At 35.5% G+C, this 16,702-nt stretch carries 16 protein-coding genes and 2 tRNA genes; 5 read left to right on the forward strand and 13 right to left on the reverse strand.

The features are described from left to right. The first annotated feature begins 54 nt into the window (after positions 1-54). Positions 55-126, forward strand: a tRNA-Cys gene (locus tag HYG79_RS07945). 135 nt (positions 127-261) lie between these two features. Next, a tRNA-Cys gene (locus tag HYG79_RS07950) sits at positions 262-335 on the forward strand. Between the two features lie 116 nt (positions 336-451). On the opposite strand, the gene HYG79_RS07955 is transcribed toward HYG79_RS07950, so the two are convergent. From HYG79_RS07955 to rnr, 3 genes are all read right to left on the reverse strand, one after another. After that, a complete protein-coding gene (locus HYG79_RS07955; RefSeq protein WP_179241570.1) occupies positions 452-1,114 on the reverse strand; it encodes a LysE family translocator in 663 nt (220 codons plus the stop codon). A gap of 22 nt (positions 1,115-1,136) precedes the next feature. Then, positions 1,137-1,817: a head GIN domain-containing protein gene (locus tag HYG79_RS07960; protein ID WP_179241571.1), complete on the reverse strand. Its 681-nt coding sequence runs from the start codon at positions 1,815-1,817 to the stop codon at positions 1,137-1,139. Between the two features lie 62 nt (positions 1,818-1,879). Next, the gene (gene rnr, locus HYG79_RS07965) at positions 1,880-4,072 is read right to left on the reverse strand and encodes a ribonuclease R (protein ID WP_179241572.1); all 2,193 of its coding nucleotides are present in this window, start codon (positions 4,070-4,072) and stop codon (positions 1,880-1,882) included. 670 nt (positions 4,073-4,742) lie between these two features. Here rnr and HYG79_RS07970 point away from each other — a divergent pair. From HYG79_RS07970 to HYG79_RS07980, 3 genes are read left to right on the forward strand one after another with little or no spacing between them, the layout of a single operon-like run. Next, on the forward strand, positions 4,743-5,174 hold the full coding sequence (locus HYG79_RS07970; protein WP_179241573.1) for an RpiB/LacA/LacB family sugar-phosphate isomerase: 432 nt from the start codon (positions 4,743-4,745) through the stop codon (positions 5,172-5,174). Then, complete coding sequence (locus HYG79_RS07975) at positions 5,175-6,098, forward strand: cation diffusion facilitator family transporter (RefSeq protein WP_179241574.1); 924 nt, start codon at positions 5,175-5,177, stop codon at positions 6,096-6,098. Between the two features lie 2 nt (positions 6,099-6,100). Next, complete coding sequence (locus tag HYG79_RS07980) at positions 6,101-6,541, forward strand: GNAT family N-acetyltransferase (protein ID WP_394367020.1); 441 nt, start codon at positions 6,101-6,103, stop codon at positions 6,539-6,541. Between the two features lie 46 nt (positions 6,542-6,587). Here HYG79_RS07980 and HYG79_RS07985 read toward each other — a convergent pair whose 3' ends face one another. The 10 genes from HYG79_RS07985 to HYG79_RS08030 all read right to left on the reverse strand — a co-directional run bounded on the left by HYG79_RS07985 (position 6,588) and on the right by HYG79_RS08030 (position 16,527). Next, positions 6,588-6,962: a hypothetical protein gene (locus HYG79_RS07985; protein WP_179241576.1), complete on the reverse strand. Its 375-nt coding sequence runs from the start codon at positions 6,960-6,962 to the stop codon at positions 6,588-6,590. 430 nt (positions 6,963-7,392) lie between these two features. Continuing rightward, positions 7,393-8,289 carry a DUF5677 domain-containing protein gene (locus HYG79_RS07990; protein ID WP_179241577.1) on the reverse strand — a complete coding sequence of 299 codons (897 nt, stop codon included), beginning with the start codon at positions 8,287-8,289 and terminating at the stop codon, positions 7,393-7,395. Positions 8,290-8,790: 501 nt separating this feature from the next. After that, complete coding sequence (locus tag HYG79_RS07995; protein WP_179241578.1) at positions 8,791-9,438, reverse strand: VOC family protein; 648 nt, start codon at positions 9,436-9,438, stop codon at positions 8,791-8,793. A 424-nt stretch (positions 9,439-9,862) separates the two neighbouring features. Continuing rightward, the gene (locus HYG79_RS08000) at positions 9,863-10,276 is read right to left on the reverse strand and encodes a type II toxin-antitoxin system VapC family toxin (protein ID WP_179241579.1); all 414 of its coding nucleotides are present in this window, start codon (positions 10,274-10,276) and stop codon (positions 9,863-9,865) included. Continuing rightward, positions 10,273-10,518 (reverse strand): DUF6364 family protein, encoded by a 246-nt coding sequence (locus tag HYG79_RS08005; RefSeq protein ID WP_179241580.1) that lies wholly within the window; start codon positions 10,516-10,518, stop codon positions 10,273-10,275. The genes HYG79_RS08000 and HYG79_RS08005 overlap by 4 nt, the downstream gene beginning before the upstream one ends. A 289-nt stretch (positions 10,519-10,807) precedes the next feature. Then, positions 10,808-11,164: a helix-turn-helix domain-containing protein gene (locus tag HYG79_RS08010; protein ID WP_179241581.1), complete on the reverse strand. Its 357-nt coding sequence runs from the start codon at positions 11,162-11,164 to the stop codon at positions 10,808-10,810. 1 nt (position 11,165) lies between these two features. Further along, entirely contained in the window at positions 11,166-11,459 is a 294-nt protein-coding gene (locus HYG79_RS08015; protein WP_179241582.1) for a type II toxin-antitoxin system HigB family toxin, read from the reverse strand. 375 nt (positions 11,460-11,834) lie between these two features. Beyond that, on the reverse strand, positions 11,835-12,659 hold the full coding sequence (locus tag HYG79_RS08020; RefSeq protein ID WP_179241583.1) for a Shedu anti-phage system protein SduA domain-containing protein: 825 nt from the start codon (positions 12,657-12,659) through the stop codon (positions 11,835-11,837). A 112-nt stretch (positions 12,660-12,771) separates the two neighbouring features. Next, positions 12,772-13,386, reverse strand: a complete 615-nt coding sequence (locus HYG79_RS08025; protein WP_179241584.1) for a CFI-box-CTERM domain-containing protein — start codon at positions 13,384-13,386, stop codon at positions 12,772-12,774. A gap of 408 nt (positions 13,387-13,794) precedes the next feature. After that, entirely contained in the window at positions 13,795-16,527 is a 2,733-nt protein-coding gene (locus HYG79_RS08030) for a hypothetical protein (protein WP_179241585.1), read from the reverse strand. Between the last annotated feature and the right edge of the window lie 175 nt (positions 16,528-16,702).

The following is a 16,702-nucleotide window of genomic DNA, read 5'->3' on the forward strand; positions in this document are numbered from 1 at the left end:
ATATCTAAGATTTCTGTAAATATGTAGTTTACAGTAATTTTACATTATTAAAATGGCATTGTGGTCGAAATGGATAGACAAAACCCCGCAAAGGTTTTTATAGTGGTTCGAATCCACTCGATGCCTCAAAAAAGTCCCTCGTGCTTTTCATAGCGAATTATGAATATTTCGTAATTTGTTTTTAATGATACTTTTTTACAATGAAAGCACATTCTTAATATTCCAAAAGATTAATTTTTGTAGATTTGCAACCATTAAAAAGGCATCGTGGCCGAGTGGCTAGGCAGAGCTCTGCAAAAGCTTGTACAGCGGTTCGAATCCGCTCGATGCCTCCAAAGAAAACCTCAACATATGTTGAGGTTTTTTATTTTATCGTTACTTGTAAATGATTACGGTTTTACCAACATTTACTACATATAACATTTCAAGAAATCTTATATGCTTTGGACTTTTATTGAATGAGTTCTATCCCTTTTTCAATATTCAACTGGTCTTTTGGTAGAAATCCTTTTACGATTAAAACAAGCCCGCAGATAATCAAAACAGCTCCCAGCCCTTTTTTTATCAGAAAAATACGTCTGGACGTGAGTTTTCTTCTCAATTGCTTCGCCAAAAGTATCTTAAATAGATCTGTAACAAAATATGACCCTATCATTGCGGAGAAAAAAACCATGATACGATTGGGGTCGTTGTCCAAACTTGGGCCAACAACTATAATTACACCCAACCAAAACACCAAAACACCTATGTTGATAAAGTTCAATAAAAAACCTTTGACGAATAGGCTGAAAAAATCGCCCCTACTGACTTTAAAATTAGGTTTGTTCTCTTTTGCTTCCTTCTTTATGAAAGTAATAATGCCGTAGACCAATAGTATCATACCTCCAAAAACGTAAAGGCCTGGCTGGTTGCTCAAGTTTTCCAGTAACTGAAAACTACTGAAATAGGCAACGGTTATAAATAAAATATCGGCAACGATAACACCTAAATCAAAACATAGTGCTGCCCTAAATCCCTTAATGGCGCTGGTTTCCAAAAGCACAAAAAAAACAGGCCCGATCATAAAGCTTAAAAAGAAGCCCAATGGTATCGCTGCCTGTATATCATCTAACATAAACCTACTCTACTAATTATATTTACATTCTGGTTATTGTACCACCAAAAACTGTTTTTTCTTCCATTTTTTCTGGATCACCATATACTTTTACCTCTCCACCTGCCTTTACGGTTGCCTTTACATAATCTGTTGCATGTATGGTAGCATTTGAACCGGCATTTACGCTGATCGTGCTAAATTTAGTTTTCAAGTCCTTGCCTTCGTAAACACCTCCCGTATTGATATTTACATCTTGGACATCTGCCATACCTGTTGCTGTTATTGTGCCCCCGGTGACCGATTTAATCAGGAGCTGCTCAACATTGGTCTTTATGTTGAGTTCACCGCCTTCTTGTGATTTAAGTTCCAAAACATCTTGTTCAATTGTATCTTCCGAGGTTATACGTGCATCTTCGTTCACATCTATGATAACCAGAGGCTGTGCATAGTACAAATCTATAAAAGTTCGATAGCCACTAAAAATTTTAGTGATTTCCATACGTAACTTTAATACACCCTTATTATTTACAATAGCAACTTTATTGGTGTTGGCACCTGTAATGACCGCTTTGTTCACATCTGATTTAATAAGATTGATGGACAGGCCGTCAAAACCTTTTACTTCTGAAAACCTTTGTAAATCCTGAACTATTTTTTCTTCTTGGGACTGTAAAGAATGGCTCTCTAAAAAAACGATTACAACTAAAAATAAATATTTCATAGTAAAGCTTTTATAAGTTAATTCTTACGTATACTTAACTGATTGTATCTCAAAAAATTGTATCAAGTGTGCTTGCCCAATAGAGCAAAATCCAAATGTCTTTTTACCAAATCTGTTTCTTTTACCATTACGACCACTTCGTCCCCCAATTGGTATGTTTTTTTTATTCTTTCCCCAACAATAGCATATTGGCTCTCATCAAAAGTATAATAATCATCTTTTATATCGCGAATGCGTACCATACCCTCACATTTATTCTCTATGATTTCAACATAAATGCCCCATTCGGTCACCCCAGAGATTACCCCAACAAATTCCTGGTCTTTATGGTCTTCCATAAACTTAATCTGCATGTATTTAATAGAGTCCCGTTCGGCATTGGCGGCCAGACTCTCCATGTCCGAAGAATGCTTGCACTTTTGTTCATAGGGTTCGGCGTTGGGAGATTTGCCACCGTCAATGTAGTGTTGTAATAGTCTATGTGCCATTACATCGGGATATCTTCTAATGGGCGAGGTAAAGTGGGAATAGTAATCAAAGGCCAAACCGTAGTGCCCGATATTATCGGTAGTGTAAATAGCTTTGCTCATACTGCGAATGGCCAAAGTGTCCACCAAATTCTGTTCTTTTTGCCCTTTCACATCTTCTAAAAGTTTATTTAAGGAATCGCTGATGGATTTTTTATCCTTAAAGTTTAGCTTGTGTCCAAATCTAGAGACAATACCGTTAAGGGCTATTAGTTTTTCTTCATTTGGTTCGTCGTGAATACGATATACAAATGTTTTTTCGGGTTTCTGTTTTCCGATGAACTCGGCAACTTTTCTATTCGCCAGTAGCATAAATTCCTCAATGAGCTTATTGGCATCTTTGGATTCTTTAAAGTAGACCCCGACAGGCTCACTTTCTTCATTGAGATTGAAGCGTACCTCAACCTTATCAAAAGAAATGGCACCCTGTTGCATGCGTTTTCCACGCATGATTTTGGCCAATCTATCCATAATCAGTGTAGCATCTACCACGTCACTGGACACGGTATATGCGTTTCCTCGAATTGAAATATCACTAGGTATACTACCGTTAGTATTTTCGATAATATATTGTGCCTCTTCGTAAGCAAAACGCTCGTTGGAATTTATGACCGTACGCCCGAACCATTGTTTTTTTATATTGGCTTTGTCATCAAGTTCAAAAATGGCGGAAAATGTATATTTCTCTTCGTTAGGCCGAAGGGAACAGGCATTGTTGGATAATACTTCGGGCAACATGGGAACGACCCTATCTACCAAATACACCGAGGTTGCCCTATCGTAAGCTTCATCGTCCAAAATAGTATTAGGTATCAGATAATGCGAAACATCGGCGATATGAATACCTATTTCATAATTACCGTTTTCCATTTTTTCAAAGGAAAGGGCATCATCAAAATCCTTGGCATCTTTGGGATCTATTGTAAAGGTAAGAACGTCTCGCATATCCCTTCGCTTTGCAATTTCCTCGGGTTTTATAGCAGTATCCAAAGTTTGGGCGTATTGTTCAACTTCATGCGGAAACTCATAGGGAAGACCGTATTCGGCCAAAATGGAATGGATTTCAGTATCGTGGTCCCCCGGCATCCCTAAAATCTCTGTGATTTTACCGTAGGGAGAATCTACATTATCGGGCCAATCCGTTAACTCTACAATTACTTTTTCGCCATTCTTTGCCTTGCCCATTTTTTCTTTTGGCACAAAAATATCAGTGTACATTCTCGTATCCGATGGTCGAATAAAAGCAAAGGTAGGTTGCATATCTACCACGCCCACAAATGTTGTTTTGTTGCGTTCCAAAATATTTACTACCTCGCCTTCCAATTTTTTCCCTTTTCGCCTTGGATATATGTATACTTCTACAACATCTCTATGAAAAGCCTTGTTTATTTTATTGAACGGTACAAATACATCATCTTCAATACCTTCGACCACTATATAAGCGTTCCCTCTACTAGTCATGTCTACCGTACCTTCATGCAAGGTTTTTACCTTACTGGCAATTGCTTTGTATTTTCCGCGCTCGGGTTCGGTGATTCGCTTTTTTTCCTTTAATTGCACCAGACGTTTAATGAGCAGGTTTCTATCATGAGCATCGGTCACTCCTATTTTAGCGGCAATTTGCTTGTAGTTAAAACTATTTGAAGGTTCTTTTTCAAGTACTGTAAATATTCCTTTGGTTATTTCGTTCTTGCGCTGATGGCCAGCACCTTTTTTCTTTCTTGACATTAAAAATTTTATTTGTTGGAAAATTACGAATTATAATCTAGAGCATTTTTTAGGGAATGCATCTTCGTACAATTATCAACGTTATGAACATACTATATATCATTATTTTCTTTTTTTTAAATTTTAAATAAATATTGATTGTTATGATAGTGTGTTAATAGCAGGGATAAATAATTGAAGTTTAATTTGCTTTTGTTTGATGTAAATATTTATCGACATTCCATTCATTTAAAATAGAATTGAATATCAATGTTTTAAAAAAGTTATAGGAATAGGTTGATAACCTTTGTCAACATGTTTTTATTGATAACTAAATGTAAATTAATTGTTAGCTAACCGGAAAGTAAGCATGAATATCTTATGATTATTAAATATAATTTCTACACTAGATATTCCATGGACTTTTGTAATTGAAAATTACAATTATAAAAACAAATTTTGAGCGTGGTTTTTTTTATTGGTTTTCAACAGGAAAGTATAACCTTATAGTACACAAATGAACAATCAATACCTGTAAGTTTTAAAAAATTGTTGTGAAAAGACCATTTTTTGTTGTGAAAGCTTGATTATAAGGTCTTACCAACCATGTGTAATGTAAGAATTTCGATAGATAAAGAAATTATTTATTGGTAAATTGCAGTATACTTTTTTCACAGCAAATATTTATAAGATGAAAATAGCCATAGGGAACGATCACGCAGGAACAGAATATAAATTAGCTATTGTAGGTCTGCTAAAATCCATGTCAATTGAATTCAATAACTATGGTACCGATGGTACCGATAGTGTAGATTATCCCGATTTTGTACACCCGGTCGCCAGTGATGTAGAGGGTAACCATGTTGATTTGGGTATTATTATCTGCGGTAGTGGTAATGGAGCGTCCATGACGGCCAACAAACACCAAAAAGTACGTGCGGCCCTTTGTTGGAACAAAGAAATCGTATCCTTGGCAAGGCAACATAACGATGCAAATATATTGAGTCTTCCCGCCCGTTTTATCTCCCTGCCACAAGCTCTAGAAATGGTGCGTACTTTTTTAGGGACCGATTTTGAAGGTGGTAGGCATGAGAGACGTGTAGAGAAAATACCCTGTTCCTAAATGGCACACCAACATCACAAGGGGCACGATCATTCCCATGCCCATCCCGATTTAAAAGGGAGGAATCTTGTGATTTCCATATGGCTCAATATACTTATTACCATAGCACAGATCATTGGGGGGCTTATTTCGGGCAGTCTTTCCTTGTTGTCGGATGCCCTTCATAATCTTAGTGACGTTTTCTCGCTTGTCATTAGTTACATCGCTACAAAGCTTTCCCAAAAAAAGGCCTCGACCAATAAGACATTTGGATACAAAAGAGCAGAGATTATCGCTGCTTTCGTGAATGCCTCTACATTGATAATAGTAGCCATAATACTCATAAAGGAGGCTATTGAACGTTTTATACATCCACAGGAAATTGAATCTGACCTGGTTATATGGTTGTCCTTTTTAGGGATTTTGGCCAACGGTTTTAGCGTTTTACTATTAAAAAAAGATGCAGAAAACAATATGAACATGAAGTCGGCTTACTTACATTTATTGACCGATATGATGGCATCCGTGGCGGTTTTAATAGGCGGTATAGTTATGAAACTTTATAAAATTTATTGGGTAGATGCCGCTTTGACCTTGGCCATAGCATTATATTTGATTTATATGGGATATGACCTTTTAAAAGCATCTACAAGGGTATTGATGTTATTCACGCCCAATACGGTACCGGTACAAAAAATTGTTGAAGCTATTGAAAAAATTGAACCCATAAAAAACGTTCACCATGTTCATATATGGCAATTAAATGAGAACGAAGTTCATTTGGAAGCACATATTGATTTTAAAAAAGATATTAAATTATCCGAATTTGATGGTATTTTAGAACGGATTGAAGCAGAAGTGTACCATAAATATGGTATCAACCATGTGAATATTCAACCAGAATTCGGTAAGTGTGACAGTAAACAAATAATAGTTCAGGATTGATGATGAAAATTGTTATAAAAGATTTTCAGCAATTGAATATATATGAGTTGTACGCCATCCTACAACTTCGCAGTGCCGTATTTGTGGTAGAGCAAGACTGCGTATACCAAGACTTGGACGGTAAAGATGAAAAAGCGTTGCACGTTATAGGTCTTAAAAACAAAAAAGTAGTGGCCTATACAAGAATATTTAAACCGGGGGATTATTTTGAAAGCACCAGTATAGGTAGGGTAGTGGTAGCGAAGAAAGAGAGAAAATTTGGTTATGGAAAGGCAATTATGAAGGCATCTATAAAAGCAGTGCATGAAACATTGGGAAAAACGATCATAAAACTATCCGCTCAGACCTATTTGATAAAATTCTACAACTCCCTTGGATTCATTGAAGAAGGGGAAACCTACTTGGAGGATGGTATACCACATGTCGCCATGGTAAAAAAATAAAAAGAGCGGTTACGTACCGCTCTTCTTTTAATTGATGTAGTGCAATTTATATTCTAATAGGCTCTTTGTTGCTTAAATTGATATCCTCTAACATATTGTCGGTAAACTTATAGTGTCCTCTTGTGGTTATAATTTTAAAACGGTCGGAATTCATTCTGCTCAGCGTATCCAAGAACAACCATTTGGTTTTTAAAAGTCGTGGTTTTTGTGTCTTTAAACTAATATCAAAAAAATACTTTCTACCATTTTTTACCGCAACGATATCTGGGGTAATCTTGGCCTCGGCCCCTTTTCTTATATAGGATTTTGGGGTTTCGTAGCCTTCTATATCCGCCTTTATGTTTTCAAAACCGGTAGCTTCTAAATGTTGGATTGATTTTTCTAAAAATTCTGTGTTTTCTGACTTTTCTATTTGTACCATAATCGTAAAATACTATAAAAAATTAAAAAACCAAATTTTAAACACTGATTAACAATGCATTAAGAAAAATGTGTTGTAGCAACAGTGCCAAACGCAGTGGTGTTATTTTCATGGAGATATAGGAAAATCTGTCAATACCGCCGCGAAAATCGTACTTCCGCTGTTTCTTGTAGCATTGCTCGCCGGGGAGTCCGTAGTAGCGGACGTATCTTTTTGGATTTTTACGGTATTGTGCGATTCTGTTAGTAGCAGTCAATCCACCCTAACGGTCACGCATATGAAAAGAAGCGCTGAATTTTTGAATTTTACTATTTATCTTTTTTATTGGAAATCGTCAAATTTAAAAATTTGGCGACTTTCCAAAAACGCCCAAACCTTAGTGTTAGCAATGACTTCCGCTATTTTTTATATATATTGTTAGCCACAGTACTTATTCCGTTCCGAACTCGTTCCAGAATAAGGTTGTTGACTTTATTTCATCATCATATTGCTCAAACACTTTTGACGCAAAATCAAATTTATTTTTTAATCCTATGATTGCAATACAGTTTATCATTTTAACAACTCTCAATGAATTTAATATTGATAAGTCGTTTTCTTCTGAGCCTTTGTTTAGAGTTTTCGCTCCATTCATTTGGATTAGAGAAATAAATTCCGAATGAGCGTAATTTGAATATAATTTATATGATAATTCAAACATTGATGTCTTTAAAATACTTTGCTCAATCAACTTAGACCAACTTACTAATCTTGGAAGTCCAAAAGTGTCCAATTTCCATAAATTCTGCTTGTTTAAATCGTTGTAATAAGGTGATTTTTCTATAATGCCTTTTAATCTTTTTATCTCTGCTAATTCCGTTTGAAGTTTTTCATTTATGTTTTCCTTTAATAGACCTCTTTCATTAAAAAATCCTTGTCTTGCTTTATAGCCAGAAATCTGCCAAATATAGAATCTGAAATTTCGCTCCTCAATGCCTAAGTCATTGAAAAACAAATATTCTAACGTTAAAAATGCCTCAATTATTGAACGTGTTAAAATGTTGATTGAAGGAAAATCTAATAATTTAACGTTACTATCTTTAGTCAATGCAGAAACTTTTGTTCCCTTTCCTAATTCAATAATACTTTTTGTAGTAAGTAAAATTTTTATTGACAAGGTTTCAATAAAAACTTCGACTTCGCCAAGTTCAGGTTTCGAATCGTATATCGATTGGATTAATTCAGTACTCGCTTTCGCAAGTAGTTCCAAACTCTCAAAAGTGGCTGGTACAGAATTGAGCAGATGCAATTCTTTAAGCGCAGTAAAAGTTTTTAAATTAATTTCCAATTTTCAATCGTAAGTTTTTTCGTATTGTGGCTAACGGCCAATCGGGTAAGGTGAGTAGCGTTGTCCGCGCTTGAGCGGACGGGGCTATGCCAGCCTTTGGTCGCTATTTGCTTTATCCGCCTGTTGTCGGAAGTGCAACTGCGTGTCTGCCGTATTGTTTGCGGTAAAAATAATAAAAAGCCTTTGGTTCCTTTAAAGCAAATTGCAGCGTACTGCGTGGCCGTTGTCGGGAATAGTGTAAAGTGAGTTCGCTTTGGGCGAACGTATTTGCACGTGCCCGTAGGCATTTCCGACAACGGCTCCGTAAATGAAAAGTAGCGCTGAAAATAAGCTGTTACCTTTCGGATTAAACACAAGCCGAATTTTTAAATTTTACTATTTATCTTTTTTATTGGAAATCGTCAAATTTAAAAATTTGGCGACTTTCCAAAAATGCCCAAACCTTAGTGTTAGCAATTACTTGCGCTATTTTTTATATACATTGTTGTAAAACGTTTTTATTCAGTATTTAACTGTCAAGTTTAGTCCCGAAAATTCTTTTATTTTTCCTTGAGCATTATTGTCAAATTCAAGTATTAAATTCAAACCATCACTTTCAGTGAATCTTACATTTTCAACGTTTTTGAAAGCATCTTTAAAACCTGCTTTCTCACTATCTTTTTGAGTTTCAAATTCTACTTTTGTCAGACTTTTTATCCCATTTAAGTGTTCAATCGGTTCGTTATTCTCTTTTTTTATGCCACGATATGGAAGCCTGAAAGTCCAAGGTAAATCTGGGTTTTGCTCATTCGTGATTATGTCAATTGACATATCTTTTGGAAAATAATCAGGTTCATAAATTTCACTTTTCTCGAAAAGTTTGTCAGTCAATTCTGAATTTACCAAACATAGTCCAAAGCGTGAATTTCCATTCTTCTTAAACTGAGAACGTTCCCAAAGTTTTGTTTTTGCAGTTAGCTCACTCCGAATTTCTTCCTCATTTACAACCCATAAAATTTCAAGGAAAAAATTGTCAAAATAGAATTTTCGATTTGTAGTTCCTTGACCTGGATGAAGTCGGCTACTTCCTTCTGTCAGTCCAAATTCAACCAAATCATTAGCTTCCTTTCCTTTGTTATTAGAAAAAATAAATATGTGGTCTACTTCCATACTTTCTTGATTTGGTCAAAATGTTTTACAACGGCCACGCGGGTAAGGCGAGTAGCGTTGTCCGCGCATGTGCGGACGGAGCTATGCCAGCCTTTAGTCGCTATTTGCTTTATCCGCCTGTTGTCGGAAGTGCAACTGCGTGTTTGCCGTATTGTTTGCGGTAAAAATAATAAAAAGCCTTTTGTTCCTTTAAAGCAAATTGCAGCGTACTGCGTAGCCGTTGTCGGGAATAGTGGAAAGGGAGTTCGCTTTGGGCGAACGTATTTGCACGCGCCCGTGGGCATTTCCGAAAACGGTTTTGTGTATGAGCAGTAGCGGATTTATGCACTTACTTTCGGTTTGTTACTGTCGTTTGATTTATAAATTTTACTTTCGTTTTAGCGATTAAACCGCTATTATTTTTATACAATTTTGGGCACTGGCATTATTTCCGAGCTAAAAATTCTTTCGCAGTTAAAACAGGAATTTTAGAATTTTTAAAGTCCTTTTTATTCCGTGTTATAATTACATCTATTTGATTTTCGATTGCTGAATAGTATTGCAGTCCATCCTCAAAATCTGGAAAACTATCATCGCTCAAAGCCAATTCTGTAATCTTGTCATCCAAACTTAATAACTCAACAAGTACTTTAAATTTCCTTAGGATTTCTCTGGCTTCTTTAGCTGATTTAAGTTTTGAAAGAATATAATTTGTATTTGCAAATGTTAAGGACGAAATTGTTAGTTCTAATTCTTTTTTGTCCGCACGAGAAAATAAATCGGCAGCTTCATCATAGAATTTATCTCTTTTTGCAAGTAAATCTATAACGATATTTGTGTCAATTAGTAATCTGCTCATTTGTATTTCTCAATAAGGTAATCAGTATAAGCATCTTTTACGTCAAAATCCTCATCAAGATTAATTACTCCACTTAAACTTTCAACGAGAGGTGTGATTTCCGTTGAACTTCTTTTCCGTTTGGTGAGTGTTTTCAAATAAGATTCGATAAGTTTCGACAAGCTAATGTTATTCGATTTGGCATAATTCTTTGCACTTTCGATAATTGATTTGTCTAAACTCAATGTCAATTTTTTGTCCATAACCTTTGTTTTACGTACAAATTTAATGAATTATTACGTAATTTTAATTTTGTCACGGATTTTTTTCCTGTGGCTAACGGTTCAGTATAAGAACAGTAGGGCAGTAAGTATTGACATTCTGTTCGGTTATGCTGTAGCCGTTTTTTGTTTTTACGGTTTTACAACTTACATCTTTTAAAAGCTAAAACAAAAAATGGCGACCTCGTAAATATGCCTGAAACATTGGTTTGACAAACAATCGCCTTATTGTTTTTATACATTGTTACCCTTAGTGCTTTCCACTATGTTTTTAATAATCTTGGATAAGCACTTCTGTAGGAATTCTCAATTTGGCATTCAAGTTTCGTATCATTTCTAAAGTCAGTTTTCGTTTTTTGTTCATTATTTCGCTGACACGACTTTTGAAACCAATCATTTCGACCAAATCTTTTTGTTTCAGTCCCATTTGTTCCATTCGGAAGCGAATTGCCGAAATCGGGTCTGGCATTTCAATAGGGAAGTGTTCGTTTTCATAGTTGTCAATTAAAATTGAAAGAATTTCCAATTCATCGCCTTCTTTGGTTCCAAGCTTTGCATCAAAAATCACTTCGAGCCTTTCGAGTGCCTTTTGGTAGTCTTTTTCTGTTCTTATTGGTACTATATTCATTTTAAATTTCGTTTGCGTCAATTTTGTCATATTCCGCGTGAGTTCCTATAAATCTTATCCACGCAAGTTGATACTCAATATTGAATTTTACAATCAGTCGATAATCATTTCCTTTGATGTTAAAAACAATTCGGTTGTTCTTTAAGATACTGGCATTAGGATAGTCGCTTTTTAATTCGTTCATCGAAGTCCAATTTGACTTTTCGGTTTCACGATACCACGTTTTGAGTTGCAATTCGCAGTCGCCGTGCTTTTCCCAAAAATCCCTCAAAGTTCCTCTCGAAAATATTTTCACATCAATTTGTTTGATGCAAATATAATTCAAAAGTTACCAATATGATAACTTTTAATGATTTTTCTTGCCGTTAGGGTGTATTAGCACTTGTGGGTGTTTCGCCTGGGCGAAATGCAAGTGCGTGACGCAGTCAATCCACCACAACGTTCTGTATAAGATGTCGTAGCCATCCCGCAGGGTGGCTATGCATTTTATACCTTGTTGTGCATTGTTTTATTCTTTATTTAATTCAAGTCTCGTTCTAGCATTTTCCAAGAGTTCAGAATAAGTCAGGATTTTGATGTTTTTAAGTGAGTGTTGTAATTCTTTATAAGCTTGGAGACAATCATTGTCATAATCTTCTTTAGTCACTTTTGCCTTAACTGTATCACTTAGTTAGCTATGGTCCTTAGAGAGTTTCTTCCATGAGCCTATAACTATCAGTGCTTTTGGTCGAATACTTTCAACGAACATTGTGTTACCAATTTCATCATTAATAAACTCTCTTATTTTCTTTCCTCCAATCTTATATTCATCATCATTATCCTTATGGATTGCTGTTATGTACCTTTCAGTTTGTGAAATAGCGATTGCTAAATCCTTGGAGGGGTAAAACTTCCCTCTTCCATTCCCATAATCAAAAAGGTATTGGTCAGGCCTTTTTAATTCAACAATCTCAATGTCTCCTAAATGATTTATTAGGATTAGGTCAAATTGGGAACGCGAACTTCCTTCATGAATTACATACTTATCGGTGTTGAGTAATGCAGGTACTCCAAAGATTGAATATTGTCCATAATCACTCAATATTTTCTCCATTAAGTGCTCAGGTCCTGTGATACTAACTTTAGTGTATTTAAACTTTTCTGAGCCAATATTTTTCGCTTTAGGTTTTGTCAGCTTATCTATGTCTAATATTTCCTCTACTGTATCAATTAGCCACTCAGTTTGCTTATTGATATGTTTTTCAATTACAACTTTAGATGATTCTCCTGATTCCAAATTATCCGTAAATGCTACAATGTCTTCTTGGGTGAATTCACCACTCGCAAGAATTTCATCAAGAAGAAGTGAATAGTCTCGTTCAACTTCAATCTCAGAAGTATCAAGACCAAATTCAGAATTCATATATGGCACAACTCTATTAAAAACCCTTACTTTCTTGTCTTTTCCTTCTTCTCGATTGATTCGATTTATTGTTTCATAAAGAGTCTTGGTCACATTAATTTCATTCCTCCGAATGATTCGTTTCTTCTTGCCACTTTCTTGGAATCTTCATTAAATTTCCAAATAACGTAACCAACAATAATTAAAATTAGGATGAACCAAACCATTACTTAATTCTTTTTACGATTTTGTTCAAAATTCTATTTCTGATGAAACTGTTTATTTTTTCTTTGTTTTTCAGTTTTTCTGCGATTGGTGGCGAAATGAAATAATAAGTTTTTATGAAAAGTCTACCAAAAGTATTTTTTGCCAAAACATTATCTCTGAACAGTTTCAGATACAGAACTTCAGGTGCAAATTCATTACCATAACAAGCAGTCGCAATATAACAGCCACTTTTTCCACTTGACGCACTTTTTTGGGGTTTCGGATGTCCCATTATTTTTTCATATTCCTCTGCATCTTCTTTTTGCATTATCTCATAACCTTCGTGAGAAACATAAACCCTGCGATTGTTCATAAAAGACCAACTTGGGAAAGTTTCATCAATTCTTTGTCCTGTGTATGGGCAACGACCTCTATTGACTAATCCTAAATTGTCCAAGTAGGTAAAAATGTCCAAAGACCTAACAATATGATTTTGCAAAAAATTTGTTAGCGTTTCAAAACTTTCTGGTTCAAATGGTTTTTGCTCGACTTTGTCTGCCAAAACTCCTTTTGATTTCAGTTCGTTGCAAATGTCATTTACATATTCTGTGGTAAATTCTGAATAATATTTCATTGGCGATGGTTGGTTTTAAAATGTTTTACAACGGTTCGGCTAAGCGTAGTGCGGAGATAAGGAAACCTTTCGTTTCCGTCTGCGCACGAAGCTAGAGCTTTTGGTTTTGCTTTTTCTTTTTTTGTCCAAAGCTAAATCCCAAAGATTTAGCGACCTTATAAATATACACAGACCTATCGGTTTAACCCTAAAGCCCGCATTACGTTTAGGTATTGTTACCCAACGTTTTTTCCGTCCGAGTTAGCTTTTCCATAAGATTGGCAAGTCCATCAACACAACAGTTGCGTTTGAGTGAATTGTTTATCCGTACAAAACTGCTAGAAGGCCATTTACCTATGTTAATTTTTATTTAAAGTTTTTTTGTCATAAATAATCGCCATACTATGGGATTTTTAAAGGTATTTACAATCAGGGATCATCAACTTCATAAAATAGCTCTGAATACCCTACTTTTCCAGCAAAAGTAATTCCTTCACAGATAAGCACTATTTTTCCTGAAATGTCACTATTAAAAAAAGCTGTTTTTGCTTGACCGTTTTTACCAGTAATAATATTCGGTTTCCATGACAGTAATGTACGCCGATCCGGAATACTCCAATCTATTTTTTCAGGATTATGATATTCGGGAACATAATATTCACGACTAGGAGAATATTGTGGAGCAATATCATTTATAAGATTGGTTCTTTTAGTTTTAGGAAAAGCACCTGATAGACCCTTTCCTGAATAGGTGTAGATGGCAAGTATTGCTGGAAACGAGGGAGGGGGGCATATTGGCGCACAATCGAAAACCTGATTGTGGTATTTATTGGCCGTACTTGTATTTCGAATGATTTCCGCACTTTTAACGGCACTTACTGGAATATTACCGATTAGTCCATAATCTCGTTCATGTACCGGAATACCATCGATAACCACATAGGTCCATTCCGCACCGTAAACATAGGCCAGTTCAAATCCTGTTCCATTACGAACCCTAGTGACCCGTATATCCTTGGGGTAATTAAAGAGTAACCATCTGTACAAGCCTCTGGTCCATTTCTTTTGTTTACTTATCAACTCATTATTTTCAATGACTACATCAGGTATCCCATGCAGTTCTACCATTTCGGCACGCTCAGGAGTAACCCTATAATCACTTACTACCACTTCATTAAGTGCTATTGTATTTGGTAATAAAAAAGGATCTAATCTAATATCCTCCTCTATCTTTTGGATCATTTTCTTTTCGACAATACTATCAACAGGGGCAATGACTTTTTCTATTTCATAGGAAATTTCAGGAACTTCATACCCCTTTATATCAATCTTTAGTTTACCTCTTTTGTTACTAGCATTTGTGGGCTGTATCACAAACTTTCTGCCAAGTCCATAGCTGTCATCCAAGGCAAGCTTAAAATAGCCTGTATTGTCAGTATCTATGGCATAAGCTTCTGTAGTCTCTCCCATTAGGAGCATATTTAATTCGTGTTTCCTTTTACTTGGATTGTCAATATCATTTACTGTACCCTTAATTTCCAAACCTTTTTCAGCATTTATAAGTCTGGCTTTTTTCTTCTCTTTGTATTTATAATTGGTCCAACCTTGGGTCAGCATCAAGTAATCCAGTTCCGCTAAGTTTTCCTCGTCCTCAAAATAGTATGATGGATTTTCTACAGTTCCTTTTATATCGGATTGCAATAAAAAGTAAGAGACAATATTATTTCTTTTCAGATTAGTACCGTAAAAATAACTGGAGTCGACTGCCATAACAGAAATCGACGCTGGTACAGATTCGCCATTTTGCCTAGTCAAAATGGAAACTTGAACGCTATCACGAACCGCATAGTTATCTTTATTCGTTTCTAACCCTATATCAAGGTTTTCTTGTTTTAGATGATTAAAGAAATGACGTTCCGCTACTGGTGAGAAGTTTTTATCAAAAACGGTAAGTCCAATAACGCCATGGGGCAGATTTTCAGGAACGATTTTAAATGAAAACATTCCATTGGTGAACCTTGCTTTCAGAAAGAAAAGATTTTTACCCCTGTGGAAAATCTTAATAAAGAGACTATCTCTATTCTTTTCTTTATTCCAAATTCTTAATTCCCTTTCAGAACCTTTGTTGATTAAACTTATAACCTGCCCTAACTTTTTTACTTCAGGCAATTCGTACTTAAACGTATTCCCGCTATTGGTAGTCAAAACACCATAGTAGGTTTGTCCGGGTTCAGGTGTAAGGATTAGTTGGCCCATCCCCAAAGCATTGCTTTTAAATTCGGTAACTATAGTACTATTTTTATCTTCTATCCTTCCTTGTATTTCAGCACCCTTACCCCTATAATCTATATACTTGAACCCAACTACACTTTGTAAACCCTCTACCAACGAACCTCCTTCAGGAAAAAACTGTAAGGAACCATATTCATCGTCAAGGACTATCGACTTGGCAAATACCTCATTCTTGGTCTGTAAACGGTAATTTATTATTGGAACGCTCAATGGAACTTTATGCTGCAAATTAATCACAGGGTTCTTTTTTTTGTGCTTTATTACAATAGAGTCTTCACCACCTTTCCAATTGATATATAGTATAGCGTCATCATTATGAAGACTGTCCAACTCTTTAATGGCAATGGTAGACGCTAAAGAAAAAGTATTAGAATTTAGGTCTTTTGTAAAAACTATATTTTGAATGGGATTGGGCTTGGCATCAAAGTTTTCTAATCGATATAGATGAATGGGGATGGAGTTGATAAAATCCGGACCAAAATTTTTATTCCATTCTGTATATGCCCTAATAATGTATTTTCCTTCTCGGTAATTTGAATGCAACTGAAAAAATCCATTTGATACTCCACCATTTATCTTTAGAAGGTTTTCGTCAACTATCCGGTTGTCCAACGGGTCAATTAATTCTACATGAAGTACGCCGCTTCTTTTTGTAGGTGTATGATTAAGTACATCTGTTACTATGGCTTTGAACCAAATGGTTTCCGAAGTGTTAAAGGTGTATGCAGAAAGTTGTACATAAATTTTTTCAGCATCTGTGGCGTCTGCAAATATTTCTGTTTCCTTTTCCAAAGGAATTTGTGCATGACCGATTTGTGCAAACGAAAATACATAAATGATAAAAACAGCATATATGAATATTTTGGTCATCTAAAAAAGGCAAGTTTTATTTAAAAATAAGCACAAATTCAATAAAACAAAATACACCTCCACTTTGGCTATAACTTTACCCTGACCATGTATCCTGTCCTGATGTTTTTCTTAGATAAATATTATCAAAAGTGATTTTTCCAAAAACATTGTTTATTTTTTCAAAATGTTGGGT

It is taken from the genome of Costertonia aggregata, assembly GCF_013402795.1.
Classification (GTDB): domain Bacteria; phylum Bacteroidota; class Bacteroidia; order Flavobacteriales; family Flavobacteriaceae; genus Costertonia; species Costertonia aggregata.

Excerpts from the sequence above, each read along its gene's own strand:
- HYG79_RS07955 (WP_179241570.1), bottom strand. The coding sequence starts at position 1,114 with ATGTTAGATGATATACAGGCAGCGATACCATTGGGCTTCTTTTTAAGC.
- HYG79_RS07960 (WP_179241571.1), bottom strand. The coding sequence starts at position 1,817 with ATGAAATATTTATTTTTAGTTGTAATCGTTTTTTTAGAGAGCCATTCT.
- rnr (WP_179241572.1), bottom strand. The coding sequence starts at position 4,072 with ATGTCAAGAAAGAAAAAAGGTGCTGGCCATCAGCGCAAGAACGAAATA.
- HYG79_RS07970 (WP_179241573.1), top strand. The coding sequence starts at position 4,743 with ATGAAAATAGCCATAGGGAACGATCACGCAGGAACAGAATATAAATTA.
- HYG79_RS07975 (WP_179241574.1), top strand. The coding sequence starts at position 5,175 with ATGGCACACCAACATCACAAGGGGCACGATCATTCCCATGCCCATCCC.
- HYG79_RS07980 (WP_394367020.1), top strand. The coding sequence starts at position 6,101 with ATGAAAATTGTTATAAAAGATTTTCAGCAATTGAATATATATGAGTTG.
- HYG79_RS07985 (WP_179241576.1), bottom strand. The coding sequence starts at position 6,962 with ATGGTACAAATAGAAAAGTCAGAAAACACAGAATTTTTAGAAAAATCA.
- HYG79_RS07995 (WP_179241578.1), bottom strand. The coding sequence starts at position 9,438 with ATGGAAGTAGACCACATATTTATTTTTTCTAATAACAAAGGAAAGGAA.
- HYG79_RS08000 (WP_179241579.1), bottom strand. The coding sequence starts at position 10,276 with ATGAGCAGATTACTAATTGACACAAATATCGTTATAGATTTACTTGCA.
- HYG79_RS08005 (WP_179241580.1), bottom strand. The coding sequence starts at position 10,518 with ATGGACAAAAAATTGACATTGAGTTTAGACAAATCAATTATCGAAAGT.
- HYG79_RS08010 (WP_179241581.1), bottom strand. The coding sequence starts at position 11,164 with ATGAATATAGTACCAATAAGAACAGAAAAAGACTACCAAAAGGCACTC.
- HYG79_RS08025 (WP_179241584.1), bottom strand. The coding sequence starts at position 13,386 with ATGAAATATTATTCAGAATTTACCACAGAATATGTAAATGACATTTGC.
- HYG79_RS08030 (WP_179241585.1), bottom strand. The coding sequence starts at position 16,527 with ATGACCAAAATATTCATATATGCTGTTTTTATCATTTATGTATTTTCG.